The sequence below is a fragment of the Gemmatimonadales bacterium genome, from assembly GCA_019637315.1.
Lineage (GTDB): Bacteria > Gemmatimonadota > Gemmatimonadetes > Gemmatimonadales > GWC2-71-9 > SHZU01.
This window is the reverse complement of record JAHBVU010000011.1, coordinates 37849-53614: the sequence shown is the minus strand read 5'-3', so window position 1 is coordinate 53614 and position 15766 is coordinate 37849. Positions and strand designations below refer to the sequence as shown.

General features: G+C 66.7%; 18 protein-coding genes. 12 read left to right on the top strand and 6 right to left on the bottom strand.

Annotation, left to right across the window (positions count from 1 at the left end; genetic code table 11):
- The first annotated feature begins 2 nt into the window (after nucleotides 1–2).
- From KF785_11620 to KF785_11595, 6 genes are all read left to right on the top strand, one after another.
- Complete coding sequence (locus KF785_11620) at nucleotides 3–977, top strand: ABC transporter permease (protein MBX3147404.1); 975 nt, start codon at nucleotides 3–5, stop codon at nucleotides 975–977.
- Nucleotides 974–1816 carry an ABC transporter permease gene (locus KF785_11615; GenBank protein MBX3147403.1) on the top strand — a complete coding sequence of 281 codons (843 nt, stop codon included), beginning with the start codon at nucleotides 974–976 and terminating at the stop codon, nucleotides 1814–1816. Before KF785_11620 ends, KF785_11615 begins: the two co-directional genes overlap by 4 nt.
- Nucleotides 1813–2790 (top strand): ABC transporter ATP-binding protein, encoded by a 978-nt coding sequence (locus KF785_11610; protein MBX3147402.1) that lies wholly within the window; start codon nucleotides 1813–1815, stop codon nucleotides 2788–2790. Before KF785_11615 ends, KF785_11610 begins: the two co-directional genes overlap by 4 nt.
- Nucleotides 2760–3764 carry an ATP-binding cassette domain-containing protein gene (locus KF785_11605; GenBank protein MBX3147401.1) on the top strand — a complete coding sequence of 335 codons (1005 nt, stop codon included), beginning with the start codon at nucleotides 2760–2762 and terminating at the stop codon, nucleotides 3762–3764. Before KF785_11610 ends, KF785_11605 begins: the two co-directional genes overlap by 31 nt.
- Nucleotides 3765–3833: 69 nt before the next feature.
- Nucleotides 3834–4688 (top strand): PhzF family phenazine biosynthesis protein, encoded by an 855-nt coding sequence (locus KF785_11600; GenBank protein ID MBX3147400.1) that lies wholly within the window; start codon nucleotides 3834–3836, stop codon nucleotides 4686–4688.
- A gap of 43 nt (nucleotides 4689–4731) precedes the next feature.
- Nucleotides 4732–5145, top strand: a complete 414-nt coding sequence (locus KF785_11595) for a hypothetical protein (protein ID MBX3147399.1) — start codon at nucleotides 4732–4734, stop codon at nucleotides 5143–5145.
- Nucleotides 5146–5217: 72 nt separating this feature from the next.
- Here the strand turns inward: KF785_11595 and KF785_11590 are convergent, their stop codons facing one another.
- Together KF785_11590 and KF785_11585 are read right to left on the bottom strand one after the other, a co-directional pair.
- Nucleotides 5218–6771 carry a peptide MFS transporter gene (locus tag KF785_11590; GenBank protein ID MBX3147398.1) on the bottom strand — a complete coding sequence of 518 codons (1554 nt, stop codon included), beginning with the start codon at nucleotides 6769–6771 and terminating at the stop codon, nucleotides 5218–5220.
- Nucleotides 6768–7346 (bottom strand): hypothetical protein, encoded by a 579-nt coding sequence (locus tag KF785_11585; protein ID MBX3147397.1) that lies wholly within the window; start codon nucleotides 7344–7346, stop codon nucleotides 6768–6770. Before KF785_11585 ends, KF785_11590 begins: the two co-directional genes overlap by 4 nt.
- A gap of 42 nt (nucleotides 7347–7388) precedes the next feature.
- Here KF785_11585 and KF785_11580 point away from each other — a divergent pair, with 42 nt between their 5' ends.
- The 4 genes from KF785_11580 to KF785_11565 are packed head-to-tail and all read left to right on the top strand — an operon-like array spanning nucleotide 7389 to nucleotide 10479.
- Nucleotides 7389–7874 (top strand): hypothetical protein, encoded by a 486-nt coding sequence (locus tag KF785_11580; protein ID MBX3147396.1) that lies wholly within the window; start codon nucleotides 7389–7391, stop codon nucleotides 7872–7874.
- The gene (locus KF785_11575) at nucleotides 7871–8950 is read left to right on the top strand and encodes a glycosyltransferase (protein MBX3147395.1); all 1080 of its coding nucleotides are present in this window, start codon (nucleotides 7871–7873) and stop codon (nucleotides 8948–8950) included. Before KF785_11580 ends, KF785_11575 begins: the two co-directional genes overlap by 4 nt.
- A gap of 6 nt (nucleotides 8951–8956) precedes the next feature.
- The gene (locus KF785_11570; GenBank protein ID MBX3147394.1) at nucleotides 8957–9742 is read left to right on the top strand and encodes a glycosyltransferase family 2 protein; all 786 of its coding nucleotides are present in this window, start codon (nucleotides 8957–8959) and stop codon (nucleotides 9740–9742) included.
- Nucleotides 9739–10479 (top strand): DUF3108 domain-containing protein, encoded by a 741-nt coding sequence (locus tag KF785_11565; GenBank protein MBX3147393.1) that lies wholly within the window; start codon nucleotides 9739–9741, stop codon nucleotides 10477–10479. Before KF785_11570 ends, KF785_11565 begins: the two co-directional genes overlap by 4 nt.
- Before the next feature lie 85 nt (nucleotides 10480–10564).
- Here KF785_11565 and KF785_11560 read toward each other — a convergent pair whose 3' ends face one another.
- On the bottom strand, nucleotides 10565–10789 hold the full coding sequence (locus KF785_11560; protein MBX3147392.1) for a hypothetical protein: 225 nt from the start codon (nucleotides 10787–10789) through the stop codon (nucleotides 10565–10567).
- An 80-nt stretch (nucleotides 10790–10869) separates the two neighbouring features.
- Here KF785_11560 and thiO point away from each other — a divergent pair, with 80 nt between their 5' ends.
- The gene (gene thiO, locus KF785_11555) at nucleotides 10870–11976 is read left to right on the top strand and encodes a glycine oxidase ThiO (GenBank protein ID MBX3147391.1); all 1107 of its coding nucleotides are present in this window, start codon (nucleotides 10870–10872) and stop codon (nucleotides 11974–11976) included.
- 5 nt (nucleotides 11977–11981) lie between these two features.
- Nucleotides 11982–12818 carry a DUF1684 domain-containing protein gene (locus tag KF785_11550; GenBank protein ID MBX3147390.1) on the top strand — a complete coding sequence of 279 codons (837 nt, stop codon included), beginning with the start codon at nucleotides 11982–11984 and terminating at the stop codon, nucleotides 12816–12818.
- Between the two features lie 18 nt (nucleotides 12819–12836).
- On the opposite strand, the gene KF785_11545 is transcribed toward KF785_11550, so the two are convergent.
- From KF785_11545 to KF785_11535, 3 genes are all read right to left on the bottom strand, one after another.
- Entirely contained in the window at nucleotides 12837–13520 is a 684-nt protein-coding gene (locus tag KF785_11545; GenBank protein MBX3147389.1) for a hypothetical protein, read from the bottom strand.
- A 64-nt stretch (nucleotides 13521–13584) separates the two neighbouring features.
- On the bottom strand, nucleotides 13585–15162 hold the full coding sequence (locus tag KF785_11540) for a hypothetical protein (GenBank protein ID MBX3147388.1): 1578 nt from the start codon (nucleotides 15160–15162) through the stop codon (nucleotides 13585–13587).
- A gap of 7 nt (nucleotides 15163–15169) precedes the next feature.
- Nucleotides 15170–15727 carry a hypothetical protein gene (locus KF785_11535; GenBank protein ID MBX3147387.1) on the bottom strand — a complete coding sequence of 186 codons (558 nt, stop codon included), beginning with the start codon at nucleotides 15725–15727 and terminating at the stop codon, nucleotides 15170–15172.
- Between the last annotated feature and the right edge of the window lie 39 nt (nucleotides 15728–15766).

The window sequence follows — 15766 nt, the reverse complement described above, 5'->3', positions numbered from 1 at the left end:
GCGTGACCCGCTGGCTGATCCGCCGTCTGCTCCAGGCCGCCGCCACCTTTGCCGTGGTGGCGGTCCTCCTCTTCATCCTGATGCGGCTCGCCCCAGGCGATCCGCTGGCCCGCCTGACCGATGACCGCCCCGTCGCCCCGGCCGAACGGGCCCGCCTCGAAGCCATCTTCGGGCTCGATCAGCCGATCGCTACGCAGCTGACTGGGTTCTTGTCCGCAGCGGTACGCGGCGATTTCGGTGTCTCGATCGAGTATTATCCCGTCCGCGTCGGCGACCTGGTCCAGAGCCGGCTCGGCCCGTCACTCCTGCTCGGTGTGACGGTCCTGCTCGTCAATCTGACGCTCGGCGTCTGGCTCGGCGTGCTGCAGGCCAGGCGGCGCGGCTCTCGGCTCGATCGATGGTTGACCCGGATCTCGCTGGCCGGCTATGCGGCGCCGAGTTTCTGGCTCGCCCTGGTGCTGGTGTCGCTCTTTGCCATCAAGTGGCGCCTGCTGCCAGCTGCGCAAATGACCGACCCGCTGCTCCCGGCCGACGCGGGCTGGCTGGTCCGCACCGGCGACCTCCTGGCCCACCTGGTGCTGCCCACCGTTACCCTGTCCGTCGTCACCCTCGCCGCGACGATGCGCTACCAGCGGAGCGCCATGCTCGAGGTTCTCCGCCTCGACTTCGTCCGCGCGGCCTACGCGCGCGGCCTGACCGAGCGAACCGTGATCTGGCGGCATGCCTGGCGCAACGCGCTCTTCCCGGTCCTGACGCTGCTCGGACTCTGGCTCCCGGTCCTCGTATCAGGTGCGGTCTTCGTCGAGTCGGTCTTCAACTGGCCCGGACTCGGCTCCCTCGCAGCTGGCGCCATTGCAACTCGCGACTATCCGGTCCTGATGGCAACCTCGCTGCTCGTGTCCGGCGCCGTGCTGATGGGCGGCGTGCTGACCGATCTGGCGTATCAGGCCCTCGATCCGAGGACGCGAGCCGAATGACCGGCTCACTTTTCGCCACGCTGCTCGCGGCCTGGCGGGCGCCGTCGGGCAAGGCGGGGTTCCTGCTCCTCCTGGCGCTAGTCCTCTTTGCCCTGATCGGCCCGCTCGTGCTGCCGGACCCGACCGCAATGCCGGATCTGGGCGCCGCCGCCGAAGGACCGAGCCTGAGCCACCCCTTCGGCACCGATGGCATGAGCCGAGATGTCCTGGCACGCGTGGCAACCGGAGCCCGGATCTCCCTCTCGATCGCGGTCATCGCCGTGCTCCTTTCGCTCACCATCGGCACCGCGGTGGGCCTCGCTGCCGGATTTCTGGGCGGCGTGGTCGATTCGGTCCTGATGCGTATCGTCGACGCGGCGCTCGCGGTGCCGCGCCTCTTCATCCTGCTACTCCTCCTGGTCGTCTGGGAACGCATGCCGATTCCGGTGCTGATCCTCGTCATCGGCGCCACCGGCTGGTTCGGCACCAGTCGCTTGGTCCGCGGCGAGGTGCTCCGGCTCCGGTCGGAAGGCTACCTCCAGGCGGCGCAGGCGCTCGGCGCCGGGCGATTCCGGACTATCTTTCGGCATCTCCTCCCCAACGTGACCGGGGTCATTCTGGTGAGTGCCACGCTGAGCATCGGCGACGTCATCCTGCTCGAAGCCGGACTTTCCTACCTGGGCGTCGGCGTGCAACCGCCCACCCCGTCGTGGGGTGTCATGGTATTCGACGCTCGCAACGCGATGACGACCGCGCCGTGGACCCTGTTCTTCCCGGGTATCGCGGTTGTCGTGACCGTGCTGGCCACGAGTCTCGTGAGCGACGCGCTCCGCGCCGCCTTCGACCCCCGCAGCGCATGACCGCCCTCCTCACGGTCGAGAACCTGCGGATCACCTTCCCGACCAGGGCCGGGCTGTCGGTACCGGTCGACGGCGTCAGCTTCAGCATCGATCCGGGGGAACGAGTGGCACTCGTGGGCGAGTCGGGATCGGGCAAGAGCCTGACCAGCCTCGCACTGCTGCGGCTCGTTCCGCATCCCGGCGTGATTGCGCCGGGCAGCAGCATCCGCCTCCGCGACCTCGACGTCATGAGCCTCAGGGGCGAGGCGCTCCGCGCGATCCGTGGCGGTCAGATCGGCCTGATCTTCCAGGATCCGTCGACCAGTCTCAACCCGGTGCTGACGATCGGCTATCAGGTTCGCGAAGCCGTGCTGGCGCACCGCAAGCTGAGCGGGAGTGAGGCACGCGACCGCGCCGTTGCCCTGCTCGAGGAAGTCGGCATTCCCGACCCCGCCGGACGCTACGGCGCCTACCCGCATGAACTTTCGGGCGGGCTCAAACAGCGAGTCATGATCGCGATTGCGCTGGCTGGCGAACCCGACCTCCTCGTGGCCGACGAGCCGACCACCGCGCTCGACGTCACGGTCCAGGCCCAGATTCTGGAGCTGCTCGATCGGCTGCGCGCCGAGCGTGGCATGGCGACGCTGCTGATTACCCACGACCTGGGCGTGGTAGCCGGGCAGAGCGACCGGGTCCTGGTCATGTACGCGGGACAGCTCGTCGAAAGCGCACCAACCGAGCGCCTCTTCCGGGCGCCGGCCCACCCCTACACTCGCGCCCTGCTCCGCTCGATGCCACGCCTGACCGGACCGATCGAGCGGCTGGCTCAGATTGCCGGCTCGGTACCGCTGCCGCACGACTGGCCTGCCGGGTGCCGCTTTCACCCGCGCTGTGGCGAACGGATCAGCCCCTGCAGCACCGAGATACCGCCCCGAAGGCTGGTTACGCCGGGACACGAGGCCAAGTGCTGGCTGGTCGAGGGGGTCTCTCCGTGAGCGCGCTGCTCGAGGTGGTCGGACTGGTCAAGCACTACCGGCGGCCAACCGGGTGGATCCGCGCCGATCGGGTGACCCACGCCCTCAATGGCGTGTCCTTCACGGTCGCGGAACGGGAAACCCTTGCCCTGGTCGGTGAGTCGGGCTCGGGCAAGACGACCGCCGGCCGCGCGCTGCTCCGCCTGGTCGAACCGGACGCGGGAACAGTCAGATTCGACGGCGTCGATGTGCGCCAAGCGGACCGAAACGCAATGCGACAGCTGCGGAAACGAATGCAGATCGTCTTTCAGGACCCGTACAGCTCGCTCGACCCGCGGATGACGATCGGGGCGTCCGTTGCCGAAGGCATCGAGATTCACCGTCTGGTACCGCCTCGCGCCATTCGCGGGCGGGTGACAGAGCTGCTCGGCGAAGTCGGCCTGGACGGGTCGGCGGCAGACAAGTATCCGCACGAGTTCTCCGGGGGGCAGCGCCAGCGGATCGGGATTGCCCGCGCTCTGGCGGTCGATCCCGCCTTCATCGTGCTCGACGAACCGGTCTCGGCCCTCGACGTCTCGGTCCAGGCCCAGGTCATCAACCTGCTGCTCGACCTGCAGCGCGACCGGGGCCTGGCCTACCTGTTCATTGCCCACGACCTGTCCGTGGTGCGACAATTGTCTCACCGGGTCGCAGTGATGTACTACGGTCTGATCGTGGAAATCGGACCGCGCGACGAGATCCTCGACCACCCGCGCCACCCGTACACCCGGGCGCTGATCTCGGCGGTGCCGTCACCAACCCCGGGGCAACAGGGCCAGCGCATCGTGCTCGCGGGCGACCCGCCAAGCCCGACGGCGCCGCCAGCCGGCTGCCCGTTCCTCGGCCGCTGCTTCCATCCGGCCCGAAACGCCCGCTGCGCTGCGGAGCGACCGATCCTGCGACCGATCGGGGCAAGCGAGGTCGCCTGCCACCACGCCGAGGTGCCGGGGCAGTAGATGACCGGCGCCGGCACCATTCTGAACCGAACGTCGTAGGGGAGAGAACCTCACCTCGAGGAGAATCCGATGCCCGCTCCACTCTGGCTGATCGATGCCTTCACCAGTCGCCCGTTTCGGGGCAACCCCGCCGGGGTCTGCTGGCTCGACCACCCGGTGCCCGACACCTGGATGCAGTCTCTTGCCAACGAACTCAACCAGGCGGAGACCGCCTTTGTCAGCCCGACGGCCGACGGCTTCAACCTCCGCTGGTTCACGCCGGAAATCGAAGTCGACCTCTGCGGCCACGCCACACTCGCCACGGGTCACTTCCTGTGGACCTCGGGTCGGCTCGATCCGCGCCAGCCTGCGCGCTTTCATACCCGGAGCGGCGTGCTGACCGCGCGACGGGAACATGACGACCGCATCGTGCTCGACTTCCCGAGCCTGGAGGTGGTTCCAGTTGCTCCGCCGGAGGGATTCTTTGCCGCGCTCAACTTGCCCGGCGGCCTCGTCTACTCGAACCGCGCGGCGCAACCCGACTACCTGGTCATGCTCGACCGCGAAGTCGACGTCCACATCGTGATGCCCAACTTTGCAGCCCTCAAGAGCATCAACGCGCGCGGCGTCATCGTCACCGCACCTGGCGACCGCAAGGAAACCGATTTCGTTTCTCGTTTCTTTGCGCCGGCCGTCGGCATCGATGAGGATCCCGTCACTGGCTCGGCGCACTGCACCCTGGCCCCGTTCTGGGCGCCCCGGCTCGGCAAGAGTACCATGGTTGGCTACCAGGCCTCCCGGCGCGGCGGCGTAGTCGAGACCCGGATCGTCGACGACCGGGTTCACCTCGCCGGCCATGCGGTGACCATGGTCCGTGGTGAAGTCGATGCCCCCGGCACCGGAAACCCGACAGGCGCGGCCAACAGCTACAGCCACGGCGCCTGACGCATCGGCGTCGGCGGGTTCAATCGGGGTACGACAGATGCCGATGCAACGGGACATCGTCCTGCGCTGGATCCAGCAGCTCGCTGCGCTGATAGCCCGCTTGCTGCGCGGCGACCGCAGCCTGACCTTGGTAATCGTGCGAGAGGAGCTGGCCCAGGCATACGCCACCCTGCTGGGGCCGATCGATCGCCTGGCCGCCCACCTCGACCCGACCCGTGTCGCCGAGCTGCTGATCGACCCGCACCGGATTCACGGCTATGCCCAGCTCCTGGCGCTGGAGAGCGCCCTGGAACGCTTCGAGGGGCGAGCCGAGGCCGCGCAGTCTCTGGCCGAACGAGCCCGCGCCGTGCTCGACGAAGCCATCCATCGCAGCCGTGAGCCGGTACCAGAGTGGGAGGCATGGGCGGAGGCGCTCGATCAGGACGGGGCAAGCCTTCCAGACCAGGCTCCTCAGTAACAACGCCAATCCCGACGAGAAAGGCCCGATTCGCCGCCGCGAATCGGGCCTTTGCCACCCTGCGCATCCCGGCTACGAACGCGCCGCCAGCATCCGCCGGATCGGCACCACCAAGAGCGCCATCAGCACCGCAAAGACCAGCACGAAGACCGCATTCGCACCGAAGATCGAGGGCACAGAGAACGACTCGTACAAGCCGCCCACCCGCCCCGCAACCTTGTTCCCCACCGCCGATGCCAGGAACCAAACCCCCATCATCAGCCCCTGGACCCGGTTCGGCGCCAGCTTGGACATGGCCGAGAGACCCACCGGGCTCAAGCAGAGCTCACCCACGGTTTGCAGAAAGAAGCAGCCGATCAGCCACATCGGGCTGACTCGCTCGCCGCTTGCTGCGGATAACGCGCCCAGCACCATCAGCGCATAGCTGGCCGCGAGAAAGAAGAGACCCAGCGAAAACTTCGCCGGCTGGGACGGATTCTTGGTGCCCAGCTTGAGCCAGATCAGACCGACGATCGGCGCAAACACGATGATGAAGAACGAGTTGACCGACTGGAGCCAGGAGGGCGGATACGACCAGCCGAAGAACGTGTTTGCGGTGTTGCGATCGGCAAACAGGTTGAGCGTGGAGGCCGCCTGCTCGAACCCGGCCCAGAATACCGCCGCCCCCAGGAAGAGCACCACGATGACGATCAGCCGCTTCCGCTCCTCCGGGGTCCACTTGGCAACGGTGAACAGCCAGGTAAAGAAGCCCACGGTGAGGAAGATCAGAAAGGCGTCGATGAAGCCGGCAAACCCAGCCGCTGTCACCGTGATCGCCTCCATCCGATGCAGCAACGCCGTCACGACCACCGCACCGAGCACCACCGTCGCTACGACCCGGAACCAGCGCCAGGCCGTCGGACCTTCGGCCGGATGCGCCAACCCCAGCGGACGCTCCGCTCGCTCCGGAAACCGCTTCCGGCCGAGCTGATACTGGATCAAACCGAAGAACATGCCGACCGCAGCGGCGGCAAAGCCGAAATGCCAGGCGCTCTCCGGCTGCATGCCCCACCCGGCCAGCGTGGACCGAAATCCTTCCGACTGCGCGAAGAAGCCGCACACCAGCGGCCCCAGAAAGCCGCCCAGATTGATGCCCATATAGTAGAGCGAGAAGCCAGCGTCGCGACGAGTATCGTCGGGCGAGTAGAGCTGACCGACCATGGCCGAGATGTTGCCCTTGAGCAACCCGGTGCCCAGCACGAGCAGGATCAGGCCGAGGTAGAACGGCCCGAGTCCGGGAAAGGCAAGACTGATATGACCCGCCATAATCAAAACGCCGCCCCAGAAGACGGAGCGGCGCAGTCCAATCAGTTTGTCGGCGAACCAACCGCCCGCCATGGTCATCATATAGACCATGGCGGTATAGGTTCCTTGAATCGCCCCGGCCTCCGATACCGGCAGGCCCAGACCGCCCTCGGTCACCGGCGCCACCATGAACAGGATCAGGATGGCCCGCATGCCGTAGAAGCTGAACCGCTCCCACATTTCGGTAAAGAAGAGGGTGGAGAGGCCCAACGGATGTCCAAAGAATCGGCGGTCGGCTGCCAGCGCGGCTTCGGTAGGTGCGGTCGAATCGGACCCGGTCATGAACCTTTCCCCATCTTGCGTTTGAGCATCTCCAACTGCGCATCCGCGACCGACTCGGCCCGCTGCCGATCGAGTCGGGCTTTGAGCAGGCTCGACTCCTCGGAATCGATGGTGGGGTCAGCCATGCCGGCAGGTCCGCCGGCAAGTTCGTCCTCGCTACCCGGACCGCGCGAGCCCGCGTCGCCGATGCCCCGACGGGCAACCCGGTAGCGGTCGGCCAGCGTGTCGTATTCCTGCTGCGCAAGCGCGAGCTCGTCCTGCTGCACTGCCTGCTTGCGCTCCAAGAGCCCGATTCGCTGCCGATGACGATCAGCGAACTCGCGCGCAATCGTGGCCGTTTCGCTGTCGTTGATGTCGTCGGCCAGCTGACCTCGGCGAAGCGCGGCAGCCAGATGCTCTTGCTCAGCAGCCAGTTCCCGGACCGTGCGGTCGAGCGCGTCGGTCATGTCTTTGAGACCGACCTTGAGATCGACCAGCGCGTCGTGGAGGATGCCCGTCTGACTGCGACCGAGGCGGCCGAGCCCCTGCTCGTTCAGCAGGCGGTCGAGTCGGGCCTTGAGTTCTTCGAATCCCATAGTGGCGTCAAATGTTACCGCCCGATGGTATCTTTGGGAACCATGCGCCTCCCTGCCCTCGCTGCACCGATCGCCCTCCTGCTGCTGGCAGGATGCAGCCTGTCGGAGCGGGCCACCCGGTGCGGCATTGCCGCACTGGCGGGGCCGACCATGCTGCTGGAGGAGTTCACCCACCCAGGTAAAACGATGGCGACGGTGACCGTCCCGATGCCGGAAGTGCTCCCGGTTCGCATTGCGGTTGGCGCCGCCCAACGGGGGCTGGTCGGCCAGACCGACAGCACCTGGATCGTCGGCGTCGATGGGCCCTTCCCGCCGCTCCCGGAAAAGGGCTTCGGCATCCTGCTGGTCGACCCGGTGGTCGGCCCGCGCGGGGTACTGCTCTACGAAGGCAATCCGATCCGCGGAGCACCGATCCTGGGTTCGGTCCACGTCTCGGATCGGGTGCTGCCGATGATCGGCCTGCGCACGACGGTCGCGGCCTTCGAGGACAGAAACTGTCCGCTGTTCCCGGACTCTCTCCGACAGTGACTTCAGCTTTCCCCCGCGTCATCCATGTCGCGGCGGGACGGCAGTGGCGCGGCGGCGAGCGACAGGTCCTACTCCTCGCCCACGGCCTGGCCCGCGTCGGCGTCCCCCAACTCGTCATCACTGCCTCGCAGGGCCGATTGGCAGCCGAGCTCGATGTGATCGGGGTTCCCTGTCACCGCGTGCGCTGGTCAGTCGCCCTGTCGCCCGGCGCCGTACTCGCCACAGTCCGAGCCGCCCGGGCCGCTCCATCGCTGCTCCATGCGCACGACCCCCATGCCCTGGTCGTTGCCGGCCTGGCCAGGCTGGCTGTCCGGGTGCCCCTCGTGGTCACCCGACGGGTGACGTTCCCGCTTCGACGTCCGGGCTTCTGGGTGCGCAGCGACCGCATCATCGCCATCTCCGAGGCGGTCCGGGAGGCGCTGCTCACGAGCGGCATCGACCCGGCCCGCACCACGGTGGTACACTCGGCCGTCGACCTCGAAGCCACCCGAGCCACCACGGCTGCACCGCTCCACAGCCGGTTCGGGATCCCGGCCGGAGCACCGGTGGCCGTTTCGGTAGCCGCGCTGACCGCCGAGAAGGACCACCGGACCCTGATCGAGGCCGCCCGATCATTACACAGCAAGCGACGGGACCTGCATTGGCTCCTGGTCGGAGACGGCCCGCTTCGCCCCGAACTCGAGGCCGCCATCACCGCCTCGGGCTCGACCGGATTCGTCCACCTGGCCGGCCAGGTCGAGGACCCCCGCCCCTTGATCGCGGCGAGTTCGGTGTTCGTATCGACCTCGACGGACGAGGGCCTCGGCACCTCCATCCTCGATGCCATGGCCCTCGGCGTTCCCGTCGTGGCCACCCGAGTGGGCGGCACCCCTGAGCTCCTCGAGGGCGGTGCCGGGATCCTGACGGCGCCCGGATCGCCGGCGGCCGTGGCCGAGGCGGTTGACCTCATGCTGAGCGATGCGGTGCGCCGAGCCTGGACCCTGGAACGGGCCCGGGAGGCAGTTGCCCGGTTCGACCTGCCCGGGATGGTCGAGGGGGTCCGGCGCGTTTATCGTTCTGTCGTCCTAGCACGTTGACGGAGAATGATTTACGTCTGCATCCCGAGCCACGACGAGGCGGAAACCGTCGGGCTCGTGCTCTGGAAGATCCGCAAGGTGTTCGAGTCGCTTGGCCGCGAGTACCATGTCATGGTCGGCAACGACGGCTCGACCGATCACACGGGTGAGGTGCTGGAGACCTATGCTCAGGTGCTCCCGCTGACCTACCACTCGGATCGGACCCGCCGCGGCTACGCCGCCACGGCGGAGAACCTTCTGCGCCAGGCCGTCGCCTCGTCCAATCGCCCCAAGCGCGATGCGGCCATCCTGATGCACGGTGACTTCTCCCATGGCCCGGAATTGCTGCAGGAGTTCATTCGCCGTTTCGACAGCGGGGCCGATATGGTCGTGGGCGAGGGCGCCATCGACCCGGCCTGGGACCGGGGCTACCGCTGGACCCGCCTCTGGAGCGGCTACCTGCTCGGCAAGAGCGCCGGCGTGCCGGGCGTCAAAGATCCGACCTCGGGCTTCCTCGGCTTCCGCCTGGCCACCCTTCGGTCTGTGTTCCAGTCGCCTGAGCCCGTGCTGGTTTCGGAGGGATGGGCCGTCAACGCCGAGTTGGTCGGACGCGCGGCCGTGCACGCCCGCAGGATCGAAACCGTCTCATTTACCGAGCGGCACGACCTGAAAACCCGGCCCCGCCGGATTGCTCCATGGTCGATGGCGCGATCGCTATGGTCGTCGAGCGGCGTGGTCCGACGGGTGGTCCAGGCCGAACGAGGGGCCGCCGCCCGCGCCGGCCGGCGACGAGAACAAGGAGGTGCTGCATGATGCCAACCGTCGTCTCACTTGCCGTTCTGCTCGCGGCGGCCCCGCCGCCGGACAGCTCGGCTGCGGCCCGGTATCCGTTCAAGGTCGGTGAGCGTTTCGTCTATGACGCCCGTATGGGCATGCTCAAGCTCGGCGAAGGCTCCATCCACGTTGCCGGCATGGACACGGTTCGCGGCGAGGAAACCTTCCGGTTTCGCTTTCAGCTCGAGGGCGGAAACTTTGTGTTCAGGCTGAAGTCCGTGCTGGAGTCGTGGACGACCGTGCGTGATTTCAAATCGCTCCGCTTCCGCAACGACAACACGGAAAACGATCGGAACCGGATCCGCGACTATGACATCTATCCGGATTCAGGCTTCTTCCGGCAGCGCGGCCGCGACAACAAAGAAGCAACGCCAAGTCATCCTCTGGACGATGCATCGTTCCTGTATTTCGTCCGGACCGCCGAATTCGAGGTGGGCAAGAGCTACCGGTTCGACAAGTACTTCATGAACGACAAGAACCCGCTATTGATTCGGGTGCTCAAGAAGGAAGAGATGACCCTGCCGGATGGACGCAAGGTCGTCTGCTGGGTCTTGAATCCGGTCATCGATGACCGCGGCATGTTTGCCGATCGCGCCGATGCCCGCCTCTGGATTACCGACGACGCCGACCGGATCCCGGTGCAGATCCGCTCCAAGATGGCGTTTGGTTCGGTCACGCTTCGGCTGTCCCGAATCGAAAGCGCCAACGCCGACTAGGTTACGACCGCCCCCAGGAGCGGATACAACCGAGCCCGGATCGTCAGATGAACGATCCGGGCTCGTTGCTGTCCTGCCGGTCGGGCTAGACTTCGCTCGAACTCGAGCGTCCGCGAATCGTCTCGCGAATATTCTGCGCCGTTGAGGGGCTCACCACCTTGATCACCAGGTAGATCAGCCAGCCCAGGAAGGCAAACCACAGCAGGTTGAGGATCAGCCCGATCGCGCCTCCAATCAGGAAGCCGATGACCTTCATCCCGACCAGGAACAGGACGAAAACCCCAGCGAAACCTACGAGACCTCGGACCATGGTACCTTTCCTCCAGCGAAGAATGACATCAGGAATCTACTGTACGCGGGACGTTTCAGAAAGTTTCGTCCGGATCCTAAGTGACTAATTCTCATGATGTTGTGATTGTGGGTGCCGGCCCGGTCGGCGCCGCAGCGGCTCGGGAGCTGTCCCGCGTCGGTCGTCGTGTCCTCCTGATCGACCCCGGCTCCAAGCCCGGCGAAGCCTGGCGCGCCTCGGCCGGCATGCTGGCACCCCAGATCGAGACCCGCGAAGACACCCCACTGTTCGAGCTGGGCGTGGCCGGGCGCGAGTACTATCGGGACCGTGCCGCCGAGCTGGCAGACGAGACTGGCATCAACATCGGCTTGGTCGAAAGCGGGATCCTTCGCCTGGCGGTGACGGAGGCCGATGACTCGCTGCTCCGTTCAGCGGTGGCCTGGCAGCGCCAGCACGGCCAGCGAGCCGACTGGCTCGACCCGGACGAAGTGCGCAGCGAGTTTCCCTGGGTTGGTCGCAACCGGGGCGCGCTCTGGGCACCCCAGGACGGCGCCGTCGATCCGGTCCGACTGGTCGAAGCACTCCGAGCCAGCGCCATCCGGTCGGGCACACGGTTCGTTACTGACACAATCACGTCATTAGTGCGGCAAGGCGGCCGGATTACCGGTGTCGAAAGCGAACACGCCAGCTACGCTGCCGGGGAGGTCGTTCTGGCCGCCGGCGCCTGGACCGGGCGCCTGAGCGGTCTGCCGCGGCCGGTGTCGGTCGAGCCGGTTCGGGGCCAGATGATCGCCAAGCCGTGGCCGAAGCACATTCCTCCTGCCATCGTCTACGGTGCGCACGGCTACGTACTCGAACGCGCCGGCGAGGCGCTCTGCGGAGCGACCGTGGAACACGCGGGGTTCACGGTCGAAACAACCGCGAGCGGCGAACAGGAGGTCGCGGGCATTGCCGACGAGTTGATCCCGGTCCTGGGGTCGGCGCCGGTAACCCGCCGGTGGGCCGGCCTGCGACCCGGCACCCCGGACGGCCTGCCGATTTTCGGCGCCGAACCCGAAGCGCCCAATCTGTGGTACGCCACCGGCTACGGCCGGAACGGCATTCTGTTCGCCGGAATCACTGGCATTGCGCTGACACACCTGATGGCGCGTGAGGCCACCTTCGACGGCGTCCGGGCGCTCAGCCCCGGGCGGTTCTGGAGCTGGTAGCAGGCATGCTGGCACGACACCGGCTGGCGCAGTCGCTGTTGCTCGGAATGATGACAAGTCCCGCCGTTGCCCAGACAACCGTCCCTGCCGACCTTGAGGCCGAGCGTCGCGCCTTTACGGCATGGCTGGCGGACGCCGCGACTTCACCGCGCCGCGCCGTCGCGCACCACCCGGTGGGCCGCCGGCTGACGCTGGGCCCGGCAGACGCCGACGTACCCTTGGCCGACACACCCCTCGGAGTGATGACGGAACGCAACGGCAGCGTTGTCCTGACTGTCGACGGTACCTCACATCCGCTGGTCCGAGACCGTGCCGCACCCCTGGGCAGCTACCAGGTCGTGGCGGCCGGCCCGCCAACCCGAACCACGGTGACGGTTTACCGAACCGAAGCACCTTCGGCTGCTCCGCCGACCTACTTCCCCTACAACTCCTCCTGGCGGCACGAGGTCAGCCTGGAACGGTCGGGACAAGGCGGCGTGATGCGAATGCTGGCGCTCGACGGCATCGAGATCGAGGCTCGCCGTGCCGGGTCGGTTACGATTCGCGCAGGAGGCTCGTCAGTAACACTCCTCGTGGTCGAAACCCCCGCCCGGAGGGCGGACCTGCCAGCGGAGCTGGTGATCTATTTCCGAGATGCCACAGCAGGTCAGGGCAGCTACCCGGCGGGGCGTTTCGTCACCCTGCAACCTCTGGCGAACGGTCGGTTCCTGCTCGACTTCAATCGAAGCCGCAATCCGTACTGCGCCTACAACCCCGTCCTGCCCTGCCCCGCACCGGTTCGCGGCAACACGGTACCGGCCCGCGTGTCTGCTGGAGAGCGCTACACCGAGCTCCCTGAATAGGGCTGAGCGTCAGTCCGGTCAGGGGATGACGTTGATCAGGACTTGCGACGCTCCCTTCCTTGGCGCCACGGGATTCGGGGCCGAGCTGGCACCGATCGTCAAAGCGGCAGTACCAACCGCGAGGCCGGTGATCTTGGAGTTCTCGAGCAGGAGAAACGCTTCACCCAGCTCCAACTTGGGGTAGAAAAAGACTCGCGGTAGCGGCTGCCCAGCAGCGTTCTGCGCCCGGATCGAAAGGAGCTGCCCCAAGTCGAGGGTTTCCCCAACCTTGATATCGATCACCTTGGGTGACACGAGCACCGTGTCGACCTCGAGCGCCGTTTCGTCGCGCGCGACATCCTTCGCGGACGGTCCCTCAGGCGCCTCAGGCTCCCAGGTGAAGGTGTACCGGAACGACATACCCCGGTCGGGGTCGCGTGGGCGCACCCGGTGAACCAGCGCGGTCGAGCCTGCCGACACCTTGGTCTTGAACCGACGCGACGCACAACTCCCCTGAACATTTTCGCAGTCCATCAGGCGGATGCTGGTGAGCAGGATGTTCTCGGAGGAGCGGTTCGAAACGTAGATCACCTGTTCGAGTGACCCGCCGTGGCTCTGTTCCAGGCGGGTGGTCACCGTCTGGTTGGACGCCCGAACGGATTGGCCACTGGCCGCCGAAGCCAGGCCAACCACCAGAACCGTTGCAACAGACAGGCTGCGCATGGGATCGTCGATCGGATTGTCAGGACCCTAATACGGTACCTCTGCTGCGCAGCTCTGTCCAGAGCTACTCCGCCGGGCGTTCGACCGGAACCACCGCCTGCCCCGGCGGGCCATTGCCAGCCGGATCGGCCTCCTGCTTGCCCATGAAGCCGGGCAGCTCGACCCCGCCGATGTCCCGCATCACCTGCATCATCGGCGGCAAGGTACGCACCATGCTCTGCAGAAAGTTGGCCGCGCCACCCGAACCGGCCCCGGCCCCGCCTTCCCACACCACCACCTTGTCGAACTTAATGTTGGAAATCGCCTTGGCCGAGGTTTCCGCCAGGGTGTCGAGGTGCTCGAGCATCATCAGCTGATACGCTTCCTTGGCACCCCCGCAGGCCGCGACGATTTCCTTGAGGGCCGCCGCCTTCTTGGCCAGGATCTCATACTGGCCACGCGCCTCGGCCTCGAGCTTCATGTAGATGGCCTGGGCTTCTGCGGCGGCCTCGAGCTTGCGCCGCTCAGCAGCCGCCTCCGCCTCGACGATGACTTGAGCCTTCTCGGCTTTGGCCGGCGCCTCCAGCGCCGCGCGTCGCTCGGCTTCGACTCGCTCTGCCTCAGCTATCGCGGCTTTGGCCAGCGCCCGGTTCTGCGCCTCGCGGACCAGCGCCTCGGCCTCGCGCTTCTTGATCTCGGTGAGCTGGTACGCCTCGGCCTGGCGCAGCTGCAACTGCGCCTGGCTGGCCACGATCATGGTCTGCGACTCGACCTCGCCCGCGATCGCTGTGGCCTCGGCTGCGGCAATGGCCACGCGCCGCTCTCGCTCCGCATCCTTGACCTGCGCATCCCGCGCGAACACCGCGCGTTGCTCAGCTACCGTCTGCTCCTTCGCGAGCTCGGCAACCCGCACTGCGGTGTCCCGCTCGGCCTCGCGGGTGCCGATTTCCTTGAGCTTGGAGGCACTGGCCACCTGAACGGTCCGCTCGCGCTCGGCATCGGCCACACGCACCTCGCCGAGCTTCTCCTGCTCGGCCACGTCGCCGCGGGCCTGCTGCACGGCTTGCGCTGCTGCCTTTTTGCCGATGGCCTCGATGTAGCCGGAATCATCCTTCAAGTCGGTGATGTTCACGTTGATCAGCACCAGGCCGATCTTCTTGAGCTCCGGCTCGAGCGACTTCTGAACCTTGTGCAGGAATCCGTCCCGATCGCGATTGATCTCTTCGATCCCCATCGACGCAATCACCTGCCGCATCTGCCCGAAGATGATGTCCTGGGCCTGGCGCTTGATTTGATCGTGAGGCAGGCCGAGCAACCGGATGGCGGCGTTCTGGCGCACCTCCGACTCCGTCCCGATGGCAACCGTGAAAACGCTGGGCACCGCCACTCGGATGTTCTCGAGCGACAGGGCATCGCGAAGCGGAATCTCGATCTGGATCGGCTCGAGACTCAGGTAGGCGTACTCCTGGATCACCGGCCAGATGAAGGCACCGCCGCCCGAGATGCACCGCGCCACGCCGTCACCGCCGACTCTCCCGGAAATGACCAGCACCCGATTGGCGGGGCAGCGCTTGTACCGTTTGACCACCATCGACACGAAACCGACGATCAGCGCCGAACCGAAGAGAACGGCCAGGATCGACCAGAGCGGAAGGTCTAACATCGGGGCCTCAGGGCAAACGGGAATGGCTGCCGGTATCGGCAACCGAGTCGGACGCGACCACGATCGTCTCGTCGTCTACGATATCCACTACGCGAACGGCTGAACCCGTGGCAAGCGTCGCTCCGTCGGTAACTGCGTTGAGCTCGGCCAGTCGACCGTTGAGCGTCACGTGCACTTTGCCGGCCGACGCGCGCTGGCCCGGCACAGTGAGGTAGACGAACCCGGCCTCACCGATGGCCATGGCGACGTGCGCGCTCCGGTCGCTGTCGAGCCGACGGAGCACCCGCGTGGCATGCGCTACGCCAAGCATCGATCCGAACCCGGCCACGACGCCGATCGGCAGCGAGAGAAGGCTGCCCAGGCCCAGCCACTGCCCGGCCAAGCCGCCGATCCCGAAGAACGCCGCGCCCGCCGCGAGGGTGCGGACGCTGAACAGGTCCAGGCCGCCGTCGCCGCCGAGATCGTGATGCCCGCCGTCATGGTTGTGCCCGAAAATGCTCAGCCCGGTCTGGAGCAGCAGGAGGGCGCCGCCGATACCCACGCAGACGAAGTAGAATGTGGTCACAGAAGGAAATGAATATCGCCCCTTGGCAGCCGGCACCAG

Bases quoted from the DNA above. Each gene is read 5' to 3' on its own strand.
- KF785_11615 (MBX3147403.1), top strand. From the start codon at position 974: ATGACCGGCTCACTTTTCGCCACGCTGCTCGCGGCCTGGCGGGCGCCG.
- KF785_11610 (MBX3147402.1), top strand. From the start codon at position 1,813: ATGACCGCCCTCCTCACGGTCGAGAACCTGCGGATCACCTTCCCGACC.
- KF785_11600 (MBX3147400.1), top strand. From the start codon at position 3,834: ATGCCCGCTCCACTCTGGCTGATCGATGCCTTCACCAGTCGCCCGTTT.
- KF785_11595 (MBX3147399.1), top strand. From the start codon at position 4,732: ATGCAACGGGACATCGTCCTGCGCTGGATCCAGCAGCTCGCTGCGCTG.
- KF785_11590 (MBX3147398.1), bottom strand. From the start codon at position 6,771: ATGACCGGGTCCGATTCGACCGCACCTACCGAAGCCGCGCTGGCAGCC.
- KF785_11585 (MBX3147397.1), bottom strand. From the start codon at position 7,346: ATGGGATTCGAAGAACTCAAGGCCCGACTCGACCGCCTGCTGAACGAG.
- KF785_11580 (MBX3147396.1), top strand. From the start codon at position 7,389: ATGCGCCTCCCTGCCCTCGCTGCACCGATCGCCCTCCTGCTGCTGGCA.
- KF785_11570 (MBX3147394.1), top strand. From the start codon at position 8,957: ATGATTTACGTCTGCATCCCGAGCCACGACGAGGCGGAAACCGTCGGG.
- KF785_11565 (MBX3147393.1), top strand. From the start codon at position 9,739: ATGATGCCAACCGTCGTCTCACTTGCCGTTCTGCTCGCGGCGGCCCCG.
- KF785_11560 (MBX3147392.1), bottom strand. From the start codon at position 10,789: ATGGTCCGAGGTCTCGTAGGTTTCGCTGGGGTTTTCGTCCTGTTCCTG.
- KF785_11550 (MBX3147390.1), top strand. From the start codon at position 11,982: ATGCTGGCACGACACCGGCTGGCGCAGTCGCTGTTGCTCGGAATGATG.
- KF785_11545 (MBX3147389.1), bottom strand. From the start codon at position 13,520: ATGCGCAGCCTGTCTGTTGCAACGGTTCTGGTGGTTGGCCTGGCTTCG.
- KF785_11540 (MBX3147388.1), bottom strand. From the start codon at position 15,162: ATGTTAGACCTTCCGCTCTGGTCGATCCTGGCCGTTCTCTTCGGTTCG.